This window comes from Streptomyces sp. NBC_01351 (assembly GCF_036237315.1).
Lineage (GTDB): Bacteria > Actinomycetota > Actinomycetes > Streptomycetales > Streptomycetaceae > Streptomyces.
In genome coordinates, this window is record NZ_CP108356.1 from 4,828,081 (window position 1) to 4,848,473 (window position 20,393).

The 20,393-nt window shown below is 71.0% G+C and carries 20 protein-coding genes; 13 read left to right on the top strand and 7 right to left on the bottom strand.

Translation table 11 applies throughout. The features are described from left to right. Positions 1-13 precede the first annotated feature (13 nt). Positions 14-1,303: an ABC transporter substrate-binding protein gene (locus OG625_RS22310; protein WP_329383932.1), complete on the bottom strand. Its 1,290-nt coding sequence runs from the start codon at positions 1,301-1,303 to the stop codon at positions 14-16. A gap of 196 nt (positions 1,304-1,499) precedes the next feature. Between OG625_RS22310 and OG625_RS22315 the strand changes: the two genes are divergently transcribed. Then, complete coding sequence (locus OG625_RS22315; RefSeq protein WP_329390853.1) at positions 1,500-1,946, top strand: SCO4402 family protein; 447 nt, start codon at positions 1,500-1,502, stop codon at positions 1,944-1,946. A gap of 14 nt (positions 1,947-1,960) precedes the next feature. Further along, positions 1,961-2,857, top strand: coding sequence for a formyltetrahydrofolate deformylase (purU, locus tag OG625_RS22320; RefSeq protein WP_329383935.1), 897 nt, complete (start codon positions 1,961-1,963; stop codon positions 2,855-2,857). 307 nt (positions 2,858-3,164) lie between these two features. Here purU and OG625_RS22325 read toward each other — a convergent pair whose 3' ends face one another. Next, on the bottom strand, positions 3,165-3,683 hold the full coding sequence (locus OG625_RS22325) for an EF-hand domain-containing protein (RefSeq protein WP_329383938.1): 519 nt from the start codon (positions 3,681-3,683) through the stop codon (positions 3,165-3,167). A 312-nt stretch (positions 3,684-3,995) separates the two neighbouring features. Between OG625_RS22325 and OG625_RS22330 the strand changes: the two genes are divergently transcribed. The 3 genes from OG625_RS22330 to OG625_RS22340 all read left to right on the top strand — a co-directional run bounded on the left by OG625_RS22330 (position 3,996) and on the right by OG625_RS22340 (position 7,172). Continuing rightward, a complete protein-coding gene (locus OG625_RS22330; RefSeq protein WP_329383941.1) occupies positions 3,996-4,577 on the top strand; it encodes a sigma-70 family RNA polymerase sigma factor in 582 nt (193 codons plus the stop codon). Continuing rightward, the gene (locus OG625_RS22335; protein WP_329383944.1) at positions 4,574-5,836 is read left to right on the top strand and encodes a maleylpyruvate isomerase N-terminal domain-containing protein; all 1,263 of its coding nucleotides are present in this window, start codon (positions 4,574-4,576) and stop codon (positions 5,834-5,836) included. Before OG625_RS22330 ends, OG625_RS22335 begins: the two co-directional genes overlap by 4 nt. A 718-nt stretch (positions 5,837-6,554) precedes the next feature. Then, positions 6,555-7,172 carry a hypothetical protein gene (locus OG625_RS22340; protein ID WP_329383946.1) on the top strand — a complete coding sequence of 206 codons (618 nt, stop codon included), beginning with the start codon at positions 6,555-6,557 and terminating at the stop codon, positions 7,170-7,172. Positions 7,173-7,781: 609 nt separating this feature from the next. On the opposite strand, the gene OG625_RS22345 is transcribed toward OG625_RS22340, so the two are convergent. Further along, positions 7,782-9,458: an AMP-binding protein gene (locus OG625_RS22345; RefSeq protein ID WP_329383949.1), complete on the bottom strand. Its 1,677-nt coding sequence runs from the start codon at positions 9,456-9,458 to the stop codon at positions 7,782-7,784. Positions 9,459-9,600: 142 nt separating this feature from the next. On the opposite strand from OG625_RS22345, the gene OG625_RS22350 reads away from it, so the two are divergent. From OG625_RS22350 to OG625_RS22365, 4 genes are all read left to right on the top strand, one after another. Next, positions 9,601-10,833, top strand: coding sequence for an amidohydrolase family protein (locus OG625_RS22350; protein ID WP_329383952.1), 1,233 nt, complete (start codon positions 9,601-9,603; stop codon positions 10,831-10,833). Continuing rightward, positions 10,833-11,990, top strand: a complete 1,158-nt coding sequence (locus OG625_RS22355) for an acyl-CoA dehydrogenase family protein (protein WP_329383956.1) — start codon at positions 10,833-10,835, stop codon at positions 11,988-11,990. The genes OG625_RS22350 and OG625_RS22355 overlap by 1 nt, the downstream gene beginning before the upstream one ends. Before the next feature lie 4 nt (positions 11,991-11,994). After that, positions 11,995-12,894 carry an acyl-CoA dehydrogenase family protein gene (locus OG625_RS22360; RefSeq protein WP_329383958.1) on the top strand — a complete coding sequence of 300 codons (900 nt, stop codon included), beginning with the start codon at positions 11,995-11,997 and terminating at the stop codon, positions 12,892-12,894. 319 nt (positions 12,895-13,213) lie between these two features. Continuing rightward, positions 13,214-13,678, top strand: a complete 465-nt coding sequence (locus tag OG625_RS22365; RefSeq protein WP_329383961.1) for an ATP-binding protein — start codon at positions 13,214-13,216, stop codon at positions 13,676-13,678. Between the two features lie 193 nt (positions 13,679-13,871). Here the strand turns inward: OG625_RS22365 and OG625_RS22370 are convergent, their stop codons facing one another. Continuing rightward, the gene (locus OG625_RS22370; RefSeq protein ID WP_329383964.1) at positions 13,872-14,348 is read right to left on the bottom strand and encodes a hypothetical protein; all 477 of its coding nucleotides are present in this window, start codon (positions 14,346-14,348) and stop codon (positions 13,872-13,874) included. A gap of 291 nt (positions 14,349-14,639) precedes the next feature. On the opposite strand from OG625_RS22370, the gene OG625_RS22375 reads away from it, so the two are divergent. The 4 genes from OG625_RS22375 (at position 14,640) to OG625_RS22390 (ending at position 16,688) form a co-directional block, all read left to right on the top strand. Continuing rightward, positions 14,640-15,050, top strand: a complete 411-nt coding sequence (locus OG625_RS22375) for a VOC family protein (RefSeq protein WP_329383967.1) — start codon at positions 14,640-14,642, stop codon at positions 15,048-15,050. A gap of 56 nt (positions 15,051-15,106) precedes the next feature. Then, entirely contained in the window at positions 15,107-15,496 is a 390-nt protein-coding gene (locus tag OG625_RS22380; RefSeq protein ID WP_329383971.1) for a hypothetical protein, read from the top strand. A 77-nt stretch (positions 15,497-15,573) separates the two neighbouring features. Next, positions 15,574-15,996: a hypothetical protein gene (locus OG625_RS22385; protein ID WP_329383974.1), complete on the top strand. Its 423-nt coding sequence runs from the start codon at positions 15,574-15,576 to the stop codon at positions 15,994-15,996. Positions 15,997-16,043: 47 nt separating this feature from the next. Beyond that, positions 16,044-16,688 (top strand): DUF6461 domain-containing protein, encoded by a 645-nt coding sequence (locus tag OG625_RS22390; RefSeq protein WP_329383977.1) that lies wholly within the window; start codon positions 16,044-16,046, stop codon positions 16,686-16,688. Between the two features lie 291 nt (positions 16,689-16,979). On the opposite strand, the gene OG625_RS22395 is transcribed toward OG625_RS22390, so the two are convergent. From OG625_RS22395 to OG625_RS22405, 3 genes are all read right to left on the bottom strand, one after another. Continuing rightward, a complete protein-coding gene (locus tag OG625_RS22395; protein ID WP_329383980.1) occupies positions 16,980-18,545 on the bottom strand; it encodes a S1 RNA-binding domain-containing protein in 1,566 nt (521 codons plus the stop codon). An 8-nt stretch (positions 18,546-18,553) separates the two neighbouring features. Further along, a complete protein-coding gene (locus OG625_RS22400; RefSeq protein WP_443067748.1) occupies positions 18,554-19,276 on the bottom strand; it encodes a hypothetical protein in 723 nt (240 codons plus the stop codon). Positions 19,277-19,463: 187 nt separating this feature from the next. After that, positions 19,464-20,390, bottom strand: a complete 927-nt coding sequence (locus tag OG625_RS22405; protein WP_329383983.1) for a cyclase family protein — start codon at positions 20,388-20,390, stop codon at positions 19,464-19,466. Positions 20,391-20,393: the final 3 nt, after the last annotated feature.

Below are 20,393 nucleotides of genomic sequence, written 5' to 3' on the forward strand. Positions count from 1 at the left end.
GCCCGAGGACGTACTAGGCCCCGCGGGGGGTCTGTTCCAGGGTCGAGGTCATGTCCAGGGACTGCATGCCCGGCTGCGCCACGAGGCGGCCGGTCTGCACGATCTGGAAGGTGACCTGGCCGTTGACGATCCGGGGGAAGCCGGTGACGGCGCGCATGTCCTGGTAGCGCCAGCTGAGGTCCGGGGTGAGGCCGCCGGTCTTGACCGCCTGCGCCTGGTTCAGTGCTCGGGCGACCTTGCGGGAGCTGATGGCGTCGTCCTTCTTGAAGCCCTTGATGACCTCGTTGAGCACGGTGTACGCGATCCAGGTGGTCTGCACCCCGCTGTCGTCGGCGTCGACGGTGTCGTCGCCGAAGGCGAAGTCGGAGATCACCTTCCGCATCGGCTCCCAGAGGGGATCGGTGGCCACCGGGTACCAGCTGGTGATGTACGCGCCCTCGAAGGGGCTCTCCTTGCCGCCGGTGCGGTCGACCAGGGACTGGCTGACGCTGCCCAGGACCGAGGCGATCTGCGGCTTCTTGCGCTGGGGCTCCGTGCGGCGGAAGGCGTCGAAGAAGGTCTCGGTGCGCTCGCCGAGGACCGCGGTCACGCAGCCGTTGTTCTTGTCCTTGGCCCCGCCGCCTCCGAGGGTGTGGGAGAGGGCCTCGCGGGCCTGCGGGGTGAAGTCGGCGGAGTCCTCCGCGGCCCGGATGTCGGAGGCGTCGGACATCTGGTTGGCCCGCAGCCCGGCGTTGAGCAGCACCGGGAGGGTGTCGCCGACGAGGGTGTCGGGGCGGACGAGGGCGACCTTCTCGCAGGCGCGGCCCAGCTGGTGGCCGGCGCCGGCGATGAGGACGGGCTGGCCGCCGTTGACGGGGTAGGAGAAGGTGGACTGGAACTCCTCGGAGGAGACTCCGTACCCGCCGATGAAGGGGATGCCCTCCACCTCCAGCGGGGCCATGAAGGCGCGTCCGTGCTGGCTGTAGGAGCCGACGACGGCGACGACCTTCTCCTTGATCGCCTTGCGGGCGCAGTCGGCGGCGCCGTTGGCCGTGTTCTGCTCGTTGCAGGTCAGCACGCGGAGCTTGCGGCCGTTGATGCCGCCCTTGGAGTTGACCCAGCGCTCGTAGGCCTTGGCCATGCCGGTCATTCCCGGCATGTTGGTCGCCTTGGTCTCCTCCGGGGCGAAGGTCATGACGGTGATCGTGTCCCCGGGGCCCCCCGAGTCTCCTGGGAGCGCTCCGCACCCGGCGACGAGACACGCACCCATCGCCGTGGCCACGAAGGTGCGGGAGAGGGAAACGGCGCGTCGCGAGATGGTCATGTCCATGCACCATTCCGCCCGGAGGTAACTCACGAGTGAGATGGACACAACATCGGGTGACGCCGAGGTGAATTACAGGGGGTGCCGTCCAGTGCGGGCGCTTCAAGATCGCACTCAACGGGAACGTACGATCGAAAGCGTGACATTCGCCCAAGGTCCGAAGAACTCTTCCCGCCGGGGCAGCCGCTCCTCCACCATGGGCGGCATGCCCCTCAACGACATGCCCTGGTGGCGCTGGCGCTGCAACGTGCGCTCGGCGCTGCACATGCTTTCCGATCCGGCCTTCCACGAGGACACCTGGCTGGCCGGCGGCGAAGGGTACGGGGACGTCACCGACGCCGTGTACCGGCTCGTCGAGGACACCTGGCTCGACAGCTGGTCCGCCGAGAAGTACGTCGGCACGATCTTCCGCGACTCGCAGGAGGCGGCCCTCGTCGACCTCGCCGTGCTGCGCGTGCTCCGGATCATGCACCAGGTCGGCCCCGACGCCCCCGTCTCCGCCTACCTGGAACACCACGCCTGGCCCGAGGCCGTGCGCGCGGCGCGCGAGGCCCACGTACGACTGGCCACGGCGGACGGGGACGACCCGGACGTGCGGCCGACGTCCATCGAGACACTGAAGATCCTCACCCGCGCCGTGTGAAAGGCTGTGCGGTCATGAGCGACTCGCACACCGACACCCAGGCCCAGCCCTCGCCGCTGCCCCTGCCCCAGTACGTTCTGACCGTGTCCTGTCCCGACAAGCAGGGCATCGTGCACGCCGTGTCGAGCTACCTGTTCATGACCGGCTGCAACATCGTGGACAGCCAGCAGTTCGGAGACCGGGAGACCGGGCTCTTCTTCATGCGGGTGCACTTCGAGGCCGAGCCCGCGGTGACGGTCGACAAGCTGCGCGCGAGCTTCGCCGCGATCGGCGACTCGTTCAAGATGGACTGGGAGATCCACCGCGCCGACGAGCGCATGCGGATCATCCTGATGGTGTCGAAGTTCGGCCACTGCCTGAACGACCTGCTGTTCCGCACGTCGATCGGGGCCCTGCCGATCGAGATCGCGGCCGTGGTCTCCAACCACACCGACTTCGCCGAGCTGGTGGGCTCGTACGACGTGCCGTTCGTGCACATCCCGGTGACGAAGGACACGAAGGCGGCGGCGGAGGCGGAGCTGCTGGAACTCGTGCGCTCCGAGAACGTCCAGCTGGTGGTGCTGGCGCGGTACATGCAGGTGCTGTCCGACACCCTGTGCAAGGAGCTGAGCGGGCGGATCATCAACATCCACCACTCGTTCCTGCCGAGCTTCAAGGGCGCGAAGCCGTACCACCAGGCGCACGCCCGGGGCGTGAAGCTGATCGGCGCGACCGCGCACTACGTGACGGCCGACCTCGACGAGGGGCCGATCATCGAGCAGGAGGTCGAGCGGGTGGGCCACGAGGTGACCCCGGACCAGCTGGTCGCGGTCGGCCGCGACGTGGAATGCCAGGCGCTGGCCCGCGCGGTGAAGTGGCACAGCGAACACCGAGTCCTGCTGAACGGCTCCCGCACGGTGGTCTTCGCGTAGCCCTGACCCGGGCGGCGTGCCGGGTGCGGGGTCCGTGGGGTGCCCTGCCGGCCCGCGCGGGCCGCCCACCGGGGCTCCGCCCCAGCCCCCGCGCCTCAAACGCCGGCGAGGCTGGATCGGCCAAAATCCAGCCCCTCCGGCGTTTGAGGAGTGGGGGTCCCCCCGGACGGAGTCTGGTGGGGGCACCTCCCAGCGGTAGCTGGGGGAGAGGGTACGGGGCGGAGCCCCGGATCTTTGAGCCGCACCGGGGCAGGCGGCAGCAGCGGCCACATCCACGGCCCCGCAAGGGACCCGGCCCGGCCGGCCGTCAGGCGTCAGGGGCCTCCACCCCGCAGTAGCCCGCGAAGGCCACCAGGATCTCGTCCTCCGTGATGCGCCCGTCGCCGTCCCCGTCCAGCGCGGTCGCCACCTGCGTGGCCAGCTCCGGCGCCGTGCCGAGCACGCGAAGCACCCGCGCCGCCGCCGTCGTGGTCGCACCCGCGTCGTCCGCGTCCGCCACCGCGATCACCGCCCGCAGGAACGGCCGCGCGATCTCCGCGAACCGCTGCGGGCTGTCCCGCAGCCGCTTCGCCGCCCCGGTGATGAACTCCTCGCGGGACACCCGCTGGTCCCCGTCGACGTCCGCGATGCCGGCCATCCCCTGCCAGAACGCCTCGGCGCCCGCGAAGACGGCCTGGCCCTTGTCGGACCGGGCGGTGGTGCCGAATTCGGCCAGGACGGCCTTCGCGGCAGCGCTGAAGTCCTCCCGGTCGATATAGCCGGACCCGTCCTGGTCGAAGGTGGTGAATCGGGCGGCGATCTTGCGCTCGTATTCTGCGCTGTCCATATTCGGCGTTCCGCCTTCACGTGTGCGGTGGGTTCAGATCAAGACAGGACAGGAGCGTAAGGCCTATGTGGCCTGCGCGTTAAGCGAAGCGGTCAAGGAGGTGGCGGCGTCGAACCCGCGCACGGGGAGCGCGGTGGGGCGCGTACGTCTGTACCCATGTACCGCCGCCCGCACCACCGTTCACACCCGGCCACGGCTCTATCACGGAGGGCATCCTTCCAGGGCGAGGTTCTCCCAAAACGGGCGCGGAGCGCTCGGTGCCCACTACATTCGACAGGTCGACACACGGCCAGGCCACGGCTGGGGGCACTTATGCCGAAGGACGTACCACCGCGCTGGGACCGCCGCATGCAGCAGCGCCTCGCACGCGGCGAGGCCGCCGCGCTCGGGGAGCTGTACGACCGCTTCGCCTCGCTCGTGCACAGTCTGGCGCACCGGGTCCTGGGCGACGAGAAGGCGGCGGACCGGATCACCCGCGAGGTGTTCGGCTACATCTGGGAGAACCCGGACGCCTACGACCCCAAGCAGGGCTCCATGCGTTCCTGGGTCGCCAGAATCACGCAGGGGCAGGCGGTGGCCAGACTGCGCCAGGCCGAGCTGGGCCGGGGCTCGCGCGAGGAGCTGGAGCAGAAGGTGCGCAGTGCCAACGCCGCCGCCCGCGCGGACTACATCGTGACCTCCATGCCCGCACCGCTGCGCGCCGCGCTCGAACTCGCGTACTTCAAGCGGCGCGACTACCGCCAGGCCGCCGCCGACCTCCAGATCAGCGAGGACGAGGCACGCCGCCGGCTGCGCCTCGGCCTCCAGCTCCTCTCGACCGCCAACGCCCTCCCGCAGGAGGACACGGCCCGCCCGCCCGGATACGGCCCGAGCGAATACGGAACGACCCGATGAACGGCCCCGCCGAATCTCCCGACGACGGATACGACGGACACGAGCGCCCCGGCGGCGGACCGCGGATACCGGGACCCCGCGGCGCCGCCGACGACCTCGACCCACGGCACGCCCCCGACCCCCTGCCGCAGGCACAGGAGCGGCCGCAAACGGCTACGCCGCCCTCGCACGCCGTACTCAAGTCCCTGCTCGGCGCCTGGGCGCTGGCCGCGTGCTCCGCCGAGGAGACGCAGGCCGTCGAGGACCACCTCACCGAGTGCGCGCCCTGCGCGGACGAGGCGCTGCGGCTGCGCGACGCGGTCGGGCTGCTGCACCCGGAGGAGAACCTCGACCTCACGCCGCTGCTGCGCTCGCGGGTGCTGGAGGACTGCCTGGGCAAACGGCCGGCCCGCATCCCGGTGCCGGTGTGGGCGAGCCCGTACGACACGGAGACCGCGCGGCTCGACGCGCTGCTCCAGGACTTCGGGGACTCGGAATGGCACACCCCGGTGCGGCTCAAGTGGTTCGAGGAGGAACGCCGGCGCACGCGGCGGACCACGGTGGCGGGGGTGATCGGACACCTGCTCACGGACGACGGGCTGATCGCCGGAGCCCTCGGCCTGGACGATCCGCTCGGCCCCGACGCACCGACCGGCGACCCGGCCGCCCGCACGGAGCACTTCTGGACCGCGTCGGCGTACCCGACCACGCGGCAGGTCCGCGAACCGTGGCGGGACCAGGGGCACACCCTGGTGCGCACGGTGTCCTTCGCGGGCCGGGGCGTGGCGGAACTGTCGGTCGACTACGGGGCTTTCACCCTCCCCCTCGGGGACGCGTTCCTGGAGCGGGCCTTCGAGTGCTGGGTGCACGCGTGGGACATCGCGGAGGCGGTGGACTACCCGTACGAGCCCCCGTCCGGCCCTCACCTCCACCGCATGATCGACCTGGCGGCACGCCTGCTCCCCGGAGCCCTGGCCCACCGCCGCCGCGCGGGCCTGGCGGCCCCGGCCCGCGGCCTGGTCGCGGCGGGCGCCCCGGGCCGGACCCTGCACCTGGAGATCGAGGGCGCGGGCGGAGGCGGCTGGGACATCGCCCTGGACTCACCGGGCGCGAAGCCGTCGGCGGACCACACGGTGGCGGAGATCGCGCTGGACGGCATGGAGTTCTGCCAGCTGGCCGCCGGCCACATCTCCCCGGAAGAAGCGGCGGTAGGCCAACACGGCGACCGCGAAGCAATCCGCGACGTGCTGTTCGCGGCAGCGTCGCTGAGCCGGCTGTAGGGGGAGGGGGAGGGGGCGGGTGCCGCGCGGGTGGGTCGTGTACGGGTCCACGCGCGTGCGGGGCCTCCACCCCCCAAGCCCCCCCGCCCCTGGCCGGTGTTTGCCCACCCGCCCCCTCGGGGGTGGGGAGCGGCCGGGGCGTCCTGCGGGGCGGGGTCGGGGGTTGGCGGGACCTTCACCGGGCGGAATCAGAGAAGGCTTGGGGGGTTCCCGTCAGTCTCATCGTCCTTCCGTGTCGTGACGGCCTGTCAAGGGCGCTCACTGCGTTCGCGTCGCTGCGCGACGGCCTTCGGCCGCCCTTGACAGACCGTCCCGCCACGGAAAAACGAAGACTGCCGGGAACCCCCCAAAAGAACGGGCCGGGGGAGAAAGGACAGGGGCGGGGTGGTCGGGATGTCCGGCCCTGCTCCGGTAGGGGGCAGGCCCCAGCCCGGGCCCGTCAGCCCCGGCTCTGAACCGGGCAGGCGGCCGGCCCTCGCCAAACAGCGACCACAAATACCCCAGCCCCCGACAGGCGCCACACATCGCTACGCGCTCCTCCATGACGGCGTCTGCGACGGTCTTGGGCTGGACATAAGCCGCCACGGATCGCTACGCGCTGCCGGCCTGTTGGCGTCCGCGACTTGTCTGTGGCTGGTCTTCACGGTGAGCTGATGCGCTGGTGGATTAAGTACGGGTACTCATGTGGGCGGTTGTCAGCGGCCTGCATCGTATGGACATGCGATCAAGCCTCCTCCCGAAGTCCTTGCTGGCGGCCACCCTCGGCAGCGTCGTCGTCCTGGCCGGATTCGGCGCGCAGAGCGCCGCCGCCGATCAGATCTCCGTGGTCAGTACCGTCGCGGCGAGCGACGACGCGGAGGCGCGGTTCCTCGAGATGGCGGACCTCATCTCGCAGAGCTGTGCCCCGGACGTCTTTGACGGTGTCGATGGCGTGGCAACGGCCTCTGTGTTCGACACCGCAGCAGTGGAGCCGACCCCTGACTCCACCATGCCCGTCCTGGTCGACCCGGTGCCGCTGGATTCGGCAGAGGAGTGCGCTGCCCAGAGGCACCAAGTGCGCATCAGTAATGCGTTCTCGGGGACGGAAGCGGCCACGTACGAGGAGATGCGGAACCGGCTGACGAGCCTGAACTACCCGGCGGCGCGGATCCACCGCGTGCCGGACTTCAATGGCGAGCCCGTAGTGAGGATCGACCTGCGCGTGGGGGCCGAGCACTTGGCGCTGGAGGTGACGGACATCGGCAACGGCGTGATGGTCGTGGCGTTCGGCGCTCCCGAGGACGTGAGCGTGACCGAGGTCCGGTTGCAGCCGCAGCTGGACGCTCCGATGCTCTGAGGCCCTTGCCGACCCCCAGCCGGTGCTTCCTCCTCCTGGCTTGGCCGCAGACGCGCACGTCGAGTCTCAACCGGCCGTTCAAGGCGGCTTATGCCCAGCCCATGCCGGGCTGATCGACGCCAGACGACGTCAGCTGTGTAGCGATCCGTGGCGGCCTATGTCCAGCCCAAGACGGGTCGCAGACGCCGTCATCGAGGAGCGCGTAGCGATTTGCCGCGCCTGTCGGGGGCTGGGGTGCTTGTGGTCGCTGTTTGGCGATGGCTGGCCGCCTGACCAGTCCTGATGAAGGCCCTGGACAGGCCCGGGCTCGCGCCCGCCCCCTACCGGAGCAGGGTCGGACGTCCCTGACCGCCCCGCCCTTTTCCTTTCTCCTCCCGGCCCGTTCTTTTGGGGGTTTCCCGGCAGTCTTCGTTTTTCCGGGGCGGGGCGGTCTGTCAAGGGTGGCCGAAGGCCATCGCGCAGCGACGCGACGACGAAGGAGGAGCGCCCTTGACAGGCCGTCACGACGCGGAAGGACGATGAGACTGACGGGAAACCCCCAAGCCTTCTCTGATTCCGCCCGGTGAAGGTCCCGCCACACCCCCGACCCCGCCGTGCGCCCCCGCCCCATCACGCGTACCGCTCCCGCAGCTTGTACTTCAGGACCTTGCGCAGGGCTTCGTTGCGGGGCAGGGAGTCCAGGAGTTCCAGTTGTTCCGGGAGCTTGTGCGTCGACAGGCCCTGGGCGCGGAGGTATGACGTGAGCTGGTGGAGGGTCAGGGGGGCTGCGCCCGGAGGTTGTTCGACGACCGCGCAGACGCGTTCGCCGCGGGTGGGGTCCGGGAGGCCGATGACGGCTACGTCGGCGACGGCCGGGAGTTGGTGGAGGAGGTCTTCGATCTCCTTTGCCGAGATGTTCTCGCCCTTGCGGATGATGACGTCCTTGCTGCGGCCCGTGAGGACCAGGTAGCCGGCTTCCGTGAGGTGTCCGAGGTCGCCCGTGATCAGGTAACCGTCCTGGTCGAAGACCTCGGTGGACTGGTCGCGGTTTAGGTAGCCCTGGCAGACCGCTTCGCCGCGCAGGCGCACCTCCCCGTCCGTGTTCGGGGGGAGTGGGGTGCCGTCCGGGGAGGTGATGCGGATGGACATGCCCTCCGGGGGGCGGCCCTCGGTGGTGGCGAGGTTTTCGGGGGTGTCGTCCGGGGCGCCCATCGTGATCATGGGGACCTCGGTCATGCCGTAGCCGTGGGTGAGCTGGCAGCCCAGCTCGCGTACGACGGCGTGGTAGATCTCCGGGGGCTTGGGGGCGCCGCCGCCCGCGAGGAGGCGGAGGGTGGGGATGAGGGGAACGGTCGGGGCCTTGCGTTGTTCCGTGAGGAACATGGAGTAGAAGGCCGTGGAGCCGCCGGCGACCGTGACCCCGTGGCGGCGGTAGCCGTCCAGGGCGTCGGGCATCGCGAACTTCTCGAAGAGGACGGCCGGGAAGCCGTACAGCAGGAGCATCACCGTGTAGTCCGGGCCGGCGATGTGCGCGAAGGGGAAGGCCATCGAGCCGACGTCGGACGGGGTCAGGTGCAGGGCGTGCGCCAGGCAGGAGCCGCCGGCGATCAGGGAGCGGTCGGTGTGCAGGACGCCCTTGGGGTCGGAGGTGGTGCCGGAGGTCCAGTAGATCCAGCGGACGTCCGTGCCGGAGGCGGGTGGCGGGGGGAGTACGGACGGGTCGCCGTCGGGGAGGGTCTCGTACGCCTCGAAGACGCCCCGGGCGCCGAGCCGGGCGGCCATGGCGGTGTGGTCGTAGCCCCGCCAGGTGCCGGGGACGGCGAAGAACTCGGCTTTGGACTCGCGCAGCGCGAAGCCGACCTCCCGCTCCCGGTAGAAGGGGATGACGGGGGTCTGGACGGCGCCGAGGCGGGCGAGGGCGATGGACAGGAGCACCGTCTCGATGCGGGTGGGGAGCTGCCAGGCGACGACGGTGCCGGGGCGGACGCCCATGTCGTGGAGGCCGGCGGCGACGCGCTCGGAGCGGTCGCGGAGCTCGCCGAAGGTGAGGGTGCGGGTGAGGGCGTGGTCGGTGGCGGTGGCGGTGTCCTCGCCGCCACCGGCGTCCTCACCCCCCTCGCCCCCCTCGGCGGCCTCGATCAGGACCGTGGTGTCCGGGGTCAGGGCGGCTCGGCGGGTGATCAGCTCCCAGAGGGTGGTGGAGCGGGCCAGTTCCGTCGCGGTGGCCGTTCCGTCCAGTGCGTCCGGGTTATCTCCGGCGCCCCCGTTGTCCCCGGTGTCCCCGGTGTTGGTGGCCGCGTCCGTCATCCCAGACCTCCCCATAGCTGACGGATAGTCAGATCAAGCGCAGAGCGTAGAGCGCTGACGCTTGTCGGTCCAGGGGTGGCGGGGCTAGCTTGTTTCTGACGATCCATCAGATTGATGTGTGTACGGGATTGGGGAGACGTCCATGGGACTGGAACTGCCGCGGATCATCAGCGTCGACGACCACGTGATCGAGCCCGCCCACCTCTTCGACGTCTGGCTGCCGGCCAAGTACCGCGACCGCGGACCCAAGGCGCTCACCGCCGGGATCGGCGAGCTGGAGTACACCGGCGGCAAGTACGTGATCACCATGGACCCCGACGGCCCGCCGACCGACTGGTGGATCTACGAGGACCTGAAGTTCCCGTACAAGCGCAACATCGCCGCCGTCGGCTTCGACCGCGACGACATGACCCTGGAGGGCATCACCCGGGAGGAGATGCGGCGCGGCTGCTGGGACCCCAAGGCCCGCCTCGCCGACATGGACCTCAACCACGTCGAGGCGTCCCTCTGCTTCCCGACCTTCCCGCGCTTCTGCGGACAGACCTTCGCCGAGGCCCACGACAAGGAGGTCGCGCTCGCCTGCGTGCGCGCCTACAACGACTGGATGGTCGAGGAGTGGTGCGGTGACAGCGGCGGCCGGCTGATCCCGCTGTGCATCATCCCGCTCTGGGACATCGACCTCGCGGTCGCCGAGATCCGGCGCAACGCCGCCCGCGGCGTGCGCGCGGTGACCTTCTCCGAGATCCCGACCTACCTGGGTCTGCCGTCGATCCACTCCGGCTACTGGGACCCCTTCTTCGCCGTCTGCCAGGAGACCGGCACGGTGGTCAACATGCACATCGGGTCCAGCTCCCAGATGCCCGCCGCCTCCCCCGACGCGCCGCCCGCCGTGCAGGCCTCGCTCAGCTTCAACAACGCGATGGCCTCGATGATGGACTTCCTCTTCAGCGGGGTGCTGGTGAAGTTCCCGACGCTGAAGCTGGCCTACAGCGAAGGGCAGATGGGCTGGATCCCGTACGCCCTGGAGCGCGCGGACGACGTCTGGCAGGAGCACCGCGCCTGGGGCGGGGTCAAGGACCTGATCCCCGAGCCGCCGTCCACGTACTACTACCGGCAGATGTTCTGCTGCTTCTTCCGCGACAAGCACGGCATCGCCTCGCTCGACGTCGTCGGGCGCGACAACGCGACCTTCGAGACCGACTACCCGCACGTGGACTCGACCTTCCCGCACACCAAGGAGGTCGCCCTCGACCACGTGAAGGGCCTGGACGACGAGACGATCTACAAGCTGATGCGCGGCAACGCCATCCGCATGCTCGGCCTCGACCTCGACAAGGACCGGGACCGGGGCCGGGACCGGGGCAGGAACCGCTGATGGACCTGACGTACACGGAGGAGGAGCAGGACTTCCGGGCGCGGCTGCGCGAATGGCTCGGCAAGGTGCTGCCCGAGCTGCCCGCCAAGCCGTCCCCCGACGACTGGCCCGGCCGGCGCGCGTACGACCTCGGCTGGCAGCGCAGGCTGTACGAGGCCGGGTACGCGGGACTGCACTGGCCGACCGACGCCGGCGGGCGCGGGGCCACCCCGACGCAGCACCTGATCTTCCTGGAGGAGACCGAGCGCGCGGGAGCCCCGTACGTCGGCGCGAACTTCGTCGGGCTGCTGCACGCCGGCCCCACCATCGCGGCCGAGGGCACGGCGGAGCAGCGGGCGTGCTGGCTGCCGCCCGTACTGCGCGGCGACGAGGTGTGGTGCCAGGGGTTCAGCGAGCCGGACGCGGGCTCCGACCTCGCCTCGCTGCGCACGCGGGCGGTTCGTGACGGCGACGAGTACGTGATCACGGGGTCGAAGATCTGGACCTCGCACGCGGAGGTCGCCGACTGGTGCGAGCTGCTGGTGCGCACCGATCCGGGGGCGCCGAAGCACCGGGGGATCTCCTGGCTGGCCATGCCGATGGACGCGCCGGGGGTGACGGTGCGGCCGCTGCGCACGCTCGCCGGGTCGACGGAGTTCGCGGAGGTGTTCCTCGACGAGGTACGGGTCCCCGTCGCGAACCGCGTCGGGGCGGAGAACGACGGCTGGCGGGTCACCATGGTGACGCTGTCCTTCGAGCGGGGCACCGCCTTCGTCGGGGAGGTCGTGGCCTGCCGCCGTACGTTGGGCGAGCTGGCCCGCACGGCCAAGGCGAACGGGCGCTGGGACGACCCGGTACTGCGGCGCAGGCTGGGGCGGCTGTACGGGGAGTTCGGCGCGCTGTGGCGGCTCACGCAGTGGAACGTCAGCGAGGCGCAGAGGACGGCCGGCGGGGTCCCCGGCGTCGGCGGCTCGGTCTTCAAGCTGGCGTACTCGCACGCGCGGCAGGAGCTGTACGAGGTGGCGGCGGAGGTGCTGGGCCCCTTGTCGCTCTCCCTGGAGGAGGAGTGGACCCTGGACCGGCTCTCCTCCCTCTCCTACACGATCGCGGCCGGCACCTCGCAGATCCAGCAGAACATCGTTGCCGAGCGGATCCTCGGCCTCCCGAAGGGCCGGTGAGGGCATGGACTTCCAGCCGACCGAGGACCAGCGCGACCTGCGGGCGGGCGTACGGGAGCTCCTGGAGGGCCGGTACGGGCGCGAGGCGCTGAGGGCGTCGCTCGACACGGGTGTGTGCGTCGACCGGGGGCTGTGGCGGGAGCTGGGCGAGGCGGGCTTCTTCGCGCTGCGGCTACCGGAACCGGCCGGGGGTGTCGGCCTGGGGCTCGCGGAGGCGGTGCTGGTCTTCGAGGAGGCCGGGCGGGTGCTGCTGCCGGGGCCGCTGGTGGCGACGCACCTGGCGGCCGGGTCGGTTCCGGGGGCGGCGGAGGGGGAGGCGGTGGTCACGGCCTGCGACCTGGGGTCGGGGCTGGTCCCGTACCTGGGGGAGGCGGATGCGGTACTGGGCGCTGCCGCGCTGTTGAGCGGCACCCCTGTCCGCTCGGCGGACCCGCTGACACCGCTGCAGCGCGTGTCGTCGTACGCGGACTGCTCGGCGTATCGCGCGGAGGGGGCGCTCCTCACGGCGGCGCTCCAGGTCGGCAGTGCGCTGCGGACGGTGGAGCTGGCGGTGCGGTACGCGGGGGAGCGCGAACAGTTCGGGCAGCCGATCGGGGCGTTCCAGGCGGTGAAGCACCTGTGCGCGCAGATGCTGGTGCGGGCGGAGGTGGCCCGTACGGCGGTCTATGCGGCGGCGGTGACCTCGGGCGACGGGGAGATCGCGGCCGCGAAACTCCTCGCGGACGAGGCGGCGGTGCGCAACGCGCGGGACTGCCTGCAGGTGCACGGCGGGATGGGCTTCACGTGGGAGGCGGACGTGCACCTGCACCTGAAGCGGGCGTGGGTGCGGGCGGAGCAGTGGCGGACGGCGGCGGATGCGGAGGAGCTGTTGGCGGAGGAGCTGCTGGCCTCCTCGCCGTCGTAGCGCGCTGTCACAGGAGGCACGGGCGGGACGGCGGGGGACGCATGTCCGATTACAGAGAGTTGATATCGGTTTGTGTCCTTCGGCTGCCCCCTTGCGGCCCGGAGGCGCGGGGCCGCTCCGATACGCTCCCACGATGCGAGCGGTTGAGCGGCGGAGGCGCCGCACAGTATGCACCACGCCCACTCCATCGCGCGGGAATATGCCCGAAGCGCTTGTTGTGGTGACTGTATGTCAACCATGCTGCTGCGCAAGGGGATCACGCTGGGTGATCCCATCCTGTCGCGAGGCGAAGTGTCCGCCGGTTCGGATGGTGTGAGCGGTGCAGGTGCTTCAGGTTCAGCTGGAGGTAGGACCGGATCCCGCCGAGGTCGGCCGGGCTCGCCGGTGGGCGCGGTCGCGGCTGGCGGGGTCGGGCATAGGGGATGACGAACCGCTCGCCGAGACGCTGATCCTGCTGATCTCCGAGCTGGTCACGAACGCGGTCGTGCACACGGGCTGTCCGGCCGTGCTGCGGATGCTGTTCGGGGGACCGGGAGTACGGGTCGAGGTCGCGGACGCGAGCGATCGCGGCCCGGCCCGGCGGCAGGCGGCCGGCGACGAGACCAACGGCCGCGGCCTGGAACTGGTGGACGGCCTGGCGGACCGGTGGGGCTGGCAGCGTGAGGGTGCGGGCAAGCGGATCTGGTGCGAGGTCGACTGCGCGGAGAAGGCGCCTTCGGGCGGGGCTTCCGGCGGCCCGTCGAAAATTCACCCTTCCAACCGGGAACCACACGTGTACCTCTAACGAGATATTGACGATCTGTCACATCTTGATCACCCTGGTGTGGAGCGATTCGACGCGAGGGGACGCCAAGGGCCTGCCTTGACGAGTGCGGGTCGCGGGGTGGCGGCCGCCGTGCCGCGCTCGGGGCGTGCATGCGCGCCGCCGCCACCCGCAGTACTTCCGTCGGTCGGCGGCACCGGGGAGCGTCACCGGTTCAGGCTGCCGAGGACCCCGTGACCTGGGCCGCGACCAGTCGAAATCGCTGCAGGACATCCAGATAGTGGCCCCGGGCGGGATCCTGAGCGGCCGTCAATGCCCTCGCCGGCGTCGGCGCGATGTGCAGGCCGGCCAGCTCCTCCGCCGCCGAAAGAACCGCCTCGGCGAGCTCGGCCCGACTGACCTGTGCCACGGGTCCGGAACGGCCCGCCACGGTGATCGTCTTCCTCTTCATCCGGAAACCGAGCCCGAACGAAGAGTCGATACCGCTGAACGACGCGCTGCTGGACCGCCTGGTCAGCAGCCCGGTGAGGGATTCGAGAAGCTCGGGTACGGAGAGGTACAGCATCATCCCCTGGTCGGGCACGTGCCCGACGGAGCTCGCCTCGCCCAGCGGGCCGGAGACGAGGATGTCGCCGAGGTCGAACCCGTTGGCTTCCCCCTGGTCGGGGCGGACGGTGAATCTCATGATCACGGGCGGCCGGGCCCTTCGGTGTCGGCGAGCAGGGACCGCACGTGTGGAAGGGTGCGATCTGTTCAGGGTAGAGCTTGGGTGAGCCAGGTGGATGCGCCGTTGGTCCCGTTCGGTGGTGGTGTGGAGGGGTGGGTAGGGGCCGTTGCGTGAGCAAGGAGGTGGGGTCCGTCTGGTCTTCGTCGACACGGAGTAAGTAGGCCGGATTCTGGCCTACTTGCTGGCTACAGTCGGGTTTGGACGTGAGGGTGTGCGGACGGGATGCGTTCGGTGGCGGAGAAGGAGTGGACAGGCATGTTGCGAGGGCTCACCACCGTCAGCTTCTGGGCTGAGGATCTGGACGCGGCCAAGCGCTGGTACGCCGAACTGTTGGGCGCGGAGCCCTACTTCGAGCGGCCCGGGTATGCCGAGTTCCGGCTGGGGGACTACCAGCACGAGCTCGGGCTGATCGACCGTCGGTACGCGCCCGGTGGTGGCAAGGAGGCCGGTCCGGGCGGGGCCGTCGTGTACTGGCACGTGGACGACGTGCAGGCCGTTTTCGAGAAGCTGCTGGCCATGGGGGCTGAGGAGTACGAGGGGCCGGTCGAGCGTGGGCCGGGGTTCGTCACCGCTTCGGTGGTCGATCCCTTCGGCAATGTTCTGGGCGTCATGTACAACGCGCACTACCTGGAGATCCTGGGTGAGACGGGCGCGGCGGACGCGTGAGCGGTCGGGGGTGGGGGCCTGACCGCCCCGAGTCGGCCTTTGGTCGGCCGTCGCTCGTGCCGGCCGGTGCGGGCCGGGTGGTGTGGGCGGAGGGGCCGGAAGCGTCGGAGGCGTCGGAGGCCCGTGATGTTGCCCATCGGTACGGCGTCATACGGGCGCTGCTGGCGGCGGGGGTCGACTCGGCGCGGGTGCAGGTGTTTCACGAGGCGGAGGGTGGGGGCGCGTACTGGGTCGTCAGCCTGGACGGCGGGCGCACGGCCGTGCTGACCGACGACACCGAGGAGTACGTGGGTCATCTGGAGGGGCCTTGGCCGTTCAAGGCGGTGTTCCTCGGGCCTGACGGTACTGATCGAACGGAGATCGATTACTCCATCGACGTCCTCAAAGGACGGATCCTGAAGTGGTGCACCGAGGCGTCGGACGACAGGTCGGTGGGGGACGCGTGACGGGTCAGGACGGGGGTGTTGTGGAGGTGGTACGGGGTGGATTCCGGCTTGAGAAGGGTGCCACGGGGTTCTCGCACGTGAGTGAGGCGCCGCTCGTCGAGATCGAGGCTCGGGTGTGCCATGCCGCTTGGTACGCCGCCGCCCTCGCCGCGAACGGGCGGGTCGGGGACTTCGCCGTGCGCTCGTACCCGGACAATTTTCACAGTGCCACGGTTGTCGGTGGGGACGGGACGCAGCACGTCATGCTGTTCCACGCCCACCAGCCGCTGGTCGCCTTCGTCACCGTGCGGCGGTACTGGTACACCGACGAGTTCCTGGAGCCCCCGGCGTGGGGCGTCGAGGCGCTCGGTGGTGCCGGGTTCGTGGTGTTGAGTGCGGCGGAGCTGCTGTCGCCGCTCGGTGACTGGGACACCTCCGTGCTGTCGCCCTCGGAGCTGGGGCAGATCGAGCACTGGGAGCCGGCGAACCTGGGCGCAATGCTCTTCAACGCCTGGGACTGACCCGGCTCGTCCGTGCGTTGTCAGTGGGGCCGGTCAGGATGGGTGCCATGACGGACGGAACGCAGTGGCTCGCTGAGCGCCAATCCATTACCTACGGCGGATATCGCGTGGTGCTGGCCCGCGGGCTCGCTCCGGAGGAGCTCACGGGTCGGCTGGCTTCGGCCGTGCTGGACACGACGTGCACGGTCGTGCCGGTCGGGGAGCACACCGGTGATTCCCTGCAGGAGCTCCTCGACGACCCCGACGGCGATCAGTACGAGTGCCTAGGCCTGCGACTCGGGCGTGCCGGGGACTGGACGTACGCGGTCGCCTACGGCTGCTGGCAGGGCGAGTTCGGGGAGCTGGAACCGGTCTCGGTCGGCGGTGCGGACGTCTGCCTCCTGGAGTACGAGGAGGAGAACGGCAAGCCGGTGCCGCCGTACTTCGCCTATGTGCGCGACGGTCGGCTGCTGAGTGGATGCAATCTGCACCTGGACGGCTCGTGGGGTTACGACGGGGTCGACGGCGATCCCGCGACGGCCGGGCGGTTGCAGGAGCTGCTGACCGCCGCCGGTCTGCCGGGCGATGACCTTGAGCGTCGGGAGGTGCACCGTATCGCGCTGGGAGTCGTCGAGGGGTTCTTCGGGCTCTCGCTGCCGAGGGAGCCGATCGTGAACGGCAGCCTGCCCGCAGTGGTGTTGGAACCGGTGTAGGGGCGCAACGGGCTGGGTGGTCTCCTGCCCGCTGGTCCGGGCAGGAGACCGGGCGATCAGGGGGTCAGCAGGGGCGGATGTGGTAGACGGGGGTCCAAGAGGGCCACCAGTGGTGTGGGGCACGCACCTTGAGTGCCCGTGAGTCCTGTCCGGTCCCGTCAGCCCCTCCCGTACGCGACCCGGCGCGCGGGGTTCGTTCCGGGCGGCGGCTCCCTGGCCTGGGCGGCCCCGGATCCCGGGGTCGGGGGCGCGCGGCGCGGGTGCGCCCCCCGTGGCGGGATGTGGGGCGCCTTACGCGTCGTCAGCCGGTCCGGGGACGGGCGAGCGGGGGCCGGGTGAGCGGAGGCCGGCCGAGAGGCGGCCGGGCGAGAGGCTGATGCGTCGGCGTTCCATGTCCACCGCGAGCAGGGTGACGGGGATGTCGTCCCCGACCCGGGCCACGGGACCGGCCTCGCCGGCGTCCGCCGGGGCGGGGAGGTGGATCAGGCCCTCGACGCCCGGTGCCAGTCGGACGAACAGCCCGAAGGGGACCGAGTGGGTGACGGTGCCCCGCAAGGTGTCGCCCACCCCGTGGGCTTCCATGAACGCACGCCAGGGGTCCGGGCTCATCGCCTTGAGGGACAGGCTCACGCGCTCCCAGCCGAAGTCGACGTGGAGGACCCGAGCGCGGATCTCCCGGCCGATCGGGGCGACCGCGTCCACCGAATCGAAACGCTCCCAGGACATCTCGGGGACCCTTAGGAAGCCGAGCCCCCAGCCCTGCGGGTGGTCGAGGTGCACGTGCACCCCGACGTCGTCCAAGCCGCTCGCCACCACGCCCGTGACCACGTCCCCGACCCGCAGCGACCGCAGCAGGGCCTGGCGTTCGTCCGCCGGGGTGCGGTTCGTGCGCCGGCGGGCCCGTACGACGCCGTCGGCGTCCGGCAGTACGCCGGCGAGCAGCGGGGGGTGCTCGGCCGAGCGCAGCGGGACCAGTGCGGCACGCCACCCCGGGCCGTGGGTGATGGCCGGGAAGGCGGTGTCGGTGCGGCCCATCCAGGGCTCGGCGACGCGCCCCGGGCGGATGGTCCCGTCGGCCTCCTGCTGGACGAGCAGGACGAGGTGCTCGGCCGACCGCAGGGTGGCGCGGACGGAGTCGATGTCCTCGGTGAGGTCCGGCCAGACGGCGAGTACGGCCCGCGGGGCCAGACCCGTGCGTACCGCGGCGATCCCGGCGGAGTCCGTGAGGCGGTGCCAGCGGTGGGCGTTGGCCACGTACCGCTCCTCCAGCAGGACCCCGCCCCGCTCGGCGACGAGTGAGTGGAGCCGGCTCCAGAAGGCGTCGTCGGCGGCGGGGAGTTCGTCGGGCTCGTCGAGGGCCGGGTCGTAGGGGGACCGCTCGACCGGTACGACGGTCAGCCCGAGCGCGCGGGCCCGTGCGGCGGCCTCCGGGTAGGGGCGGGCGCCGCCGACGTAGATGTCGTCGCGCTGTCCGACGTGGAGGAAGAAGCCGTCCTTGGTGTGCAGTCGGCACCAGGCGCCCGCGCGCAGCACCATGGCCCGCAGCAGTCCCAGTCCGGTGGCGAGCGGAACGCGCGCCCCGTCGTGGTAGCCGGACAGGTCGGGTGGAAAGAGCCCGGTCAAGCCGCGCCCTCTCCACCCCCTGCTCTCGGCATGGGAGAAGAAGCCCTCCAGCATCGGACTGCCGACCAGCAGGTGGTCGGCTCCGGCCTCCCGGGCGAAGCCGGTCACCGCCTCGGCGCAGGCGGCTGCCACCCGTTCCCCGGAGGCGTACGGGATGGCCGTGCCGCCGTGCCGCTCCGCCGCCGGTGGTTCGGCGGGGTCGTACGGGGTGATCCGGTATACGGAGGGTGCCACGCCGTGATCTAGCCGCCGCAGATCACGTCGTACGGGCGGCCGACGGCGATGGTGAGCTCCATCGGCTCCTTGGTTCCCGCCGGGCACTCGTTCTTCGTCTTGACGAGGCCGAGCACCTTGTAGGTGCCCTTTGCGGCGCCGGCGCAGGGGACTTCCTGGGCCTGGTCGGTCACGCAGTCGCCCTTCACCAGCTGTCCGCCGCCGGCGCCCGCGTCACCGGGGTGGTCGTTGGAGAGGTTGCGGCCACACACGGTGTTGGTGGGGATGCCGCTGCTCTTGCCGCCGCCGTAGGAGATGCTGACCTCGATCATCAGGTCGGTGCCGGCCGGGCACTGGATCGACCCGGGGAAGAGGCTGGCGTCCTTGATGTCGATCGCCTTGAAGGTGGCGCCGGTGGCGGTGCACTTCTGCGGCCGGTAGCCGTCGGGCTGGTTGTCCGGGTCCGGGCCGCCGCAGTCGCCGACCTTCCAGGTGCTGGAGGTGTCGGAGGAGGACTCCGGGTTGCCGGGGTCGGAGGCCTTGGCGGAGGGGGTGGCCGGGCTGGAGGCCGACGTCGAGGGCTTGCCGTCGTCCTTCTTGCCGTCCTCGAGGAGCATCCTGGAGGCGCCGTAGAGGCCGGCGATGACCAGGAAGATGATCACGAGGGTGGCGGCGGTGTTGCTCCGGCGGGGTGCCGGGGGCTGGGGCGGGGGCGGGGGTGGGTACTGCGGAACCTGGTATGGGTTTGCCATCGCTCCTCCTGGGGGGCGGTGGTTGGGACCGGGGGATATGACGCGCGAACGGTGACGCGTCATGAACACCTCATGGTTCCACCGAGGAGTGACAATCGAGCGGCCGGGGTCCCCGGGGGCCCGGGGGTGCTCCGGTCGCCGCGCTCGTCGCTCCCGACGCGTCCCGCTTCGCCCGCCCCCGCCCGGCTCAGAGGATGGCCACCGGGGCGACCGGGGTGCCCACCGCGCCGACGAACGGTTCCGGCATCGCGGAGAGGAAGAAGGCGTACCGGTTTTCTTCTGCACAGGCTGTGGACAACTTTTCGAGGTTCCAGTTCTGACCCTGGTGCATGCCCATCTCCACCAGGTCCAGGGCGTGCACCGGCAGCCAGAGGTTCTCGATCTCCGGCGGGAAGATCTCGAAGGTGAGGGTGTCGTTGGCGACGGCAGCGACGTCCCGGGCGTGGAACCACTCCGGCGTACGGACGGACAGCCCGGGGGACGGGAAGCCGTAGCCGTGCTTGTCGCCCGCCAGGTAGACCTGGATCTGGCCGGTGCGCACCAGGACGATGTCCCCCGCGCGGACGGTGACCCCGCCGAACTCCTCGGCCTCGGCGAGGTCCTCGGGGGTGACGGCGTGGCCGCCCGGGAGGCGGTCTTGGCCCTTCGCGCGGGCCACGTCGAGGAGGACGCCGCGCGAGACGATGTGCCCGGCCTTGTCGATGCCGCTGAACTCGGCGCGCCCGTGCGCGGTGATCGAGCCGGCCGGGCGGCCGTTGTAGATCCGGCCCGAGTGCGAGACGTGCGTGAGGGCGTCCCAGTGGGTGCCCGCCTGGAGGCCCATGGTCACGGCGTCGTCGCTGCACGCCACCGTCCCCGGCCCGAAGAGCTCCTGGTTGATCTGCACCATCGTGTGCAGCGGGTTGATCCGGCCGGGGATCATGCCGACCTGGACCCCGTCCTCCTTGAGGGGGAGGGCGAGCGGTATCCGGCGGCCGCTGCGGATCTCCGCCGCGGCGGCCCGGACGACCTCGTCGGTGATGAGGTTGAGGGCGCCGATCTCGTCATCGGCGCCCCAGCGGCCCCAGTTGTTGACGCGCTTGGCGATGTCGTGGAACTCGGCGGGCAGGGTCATGGG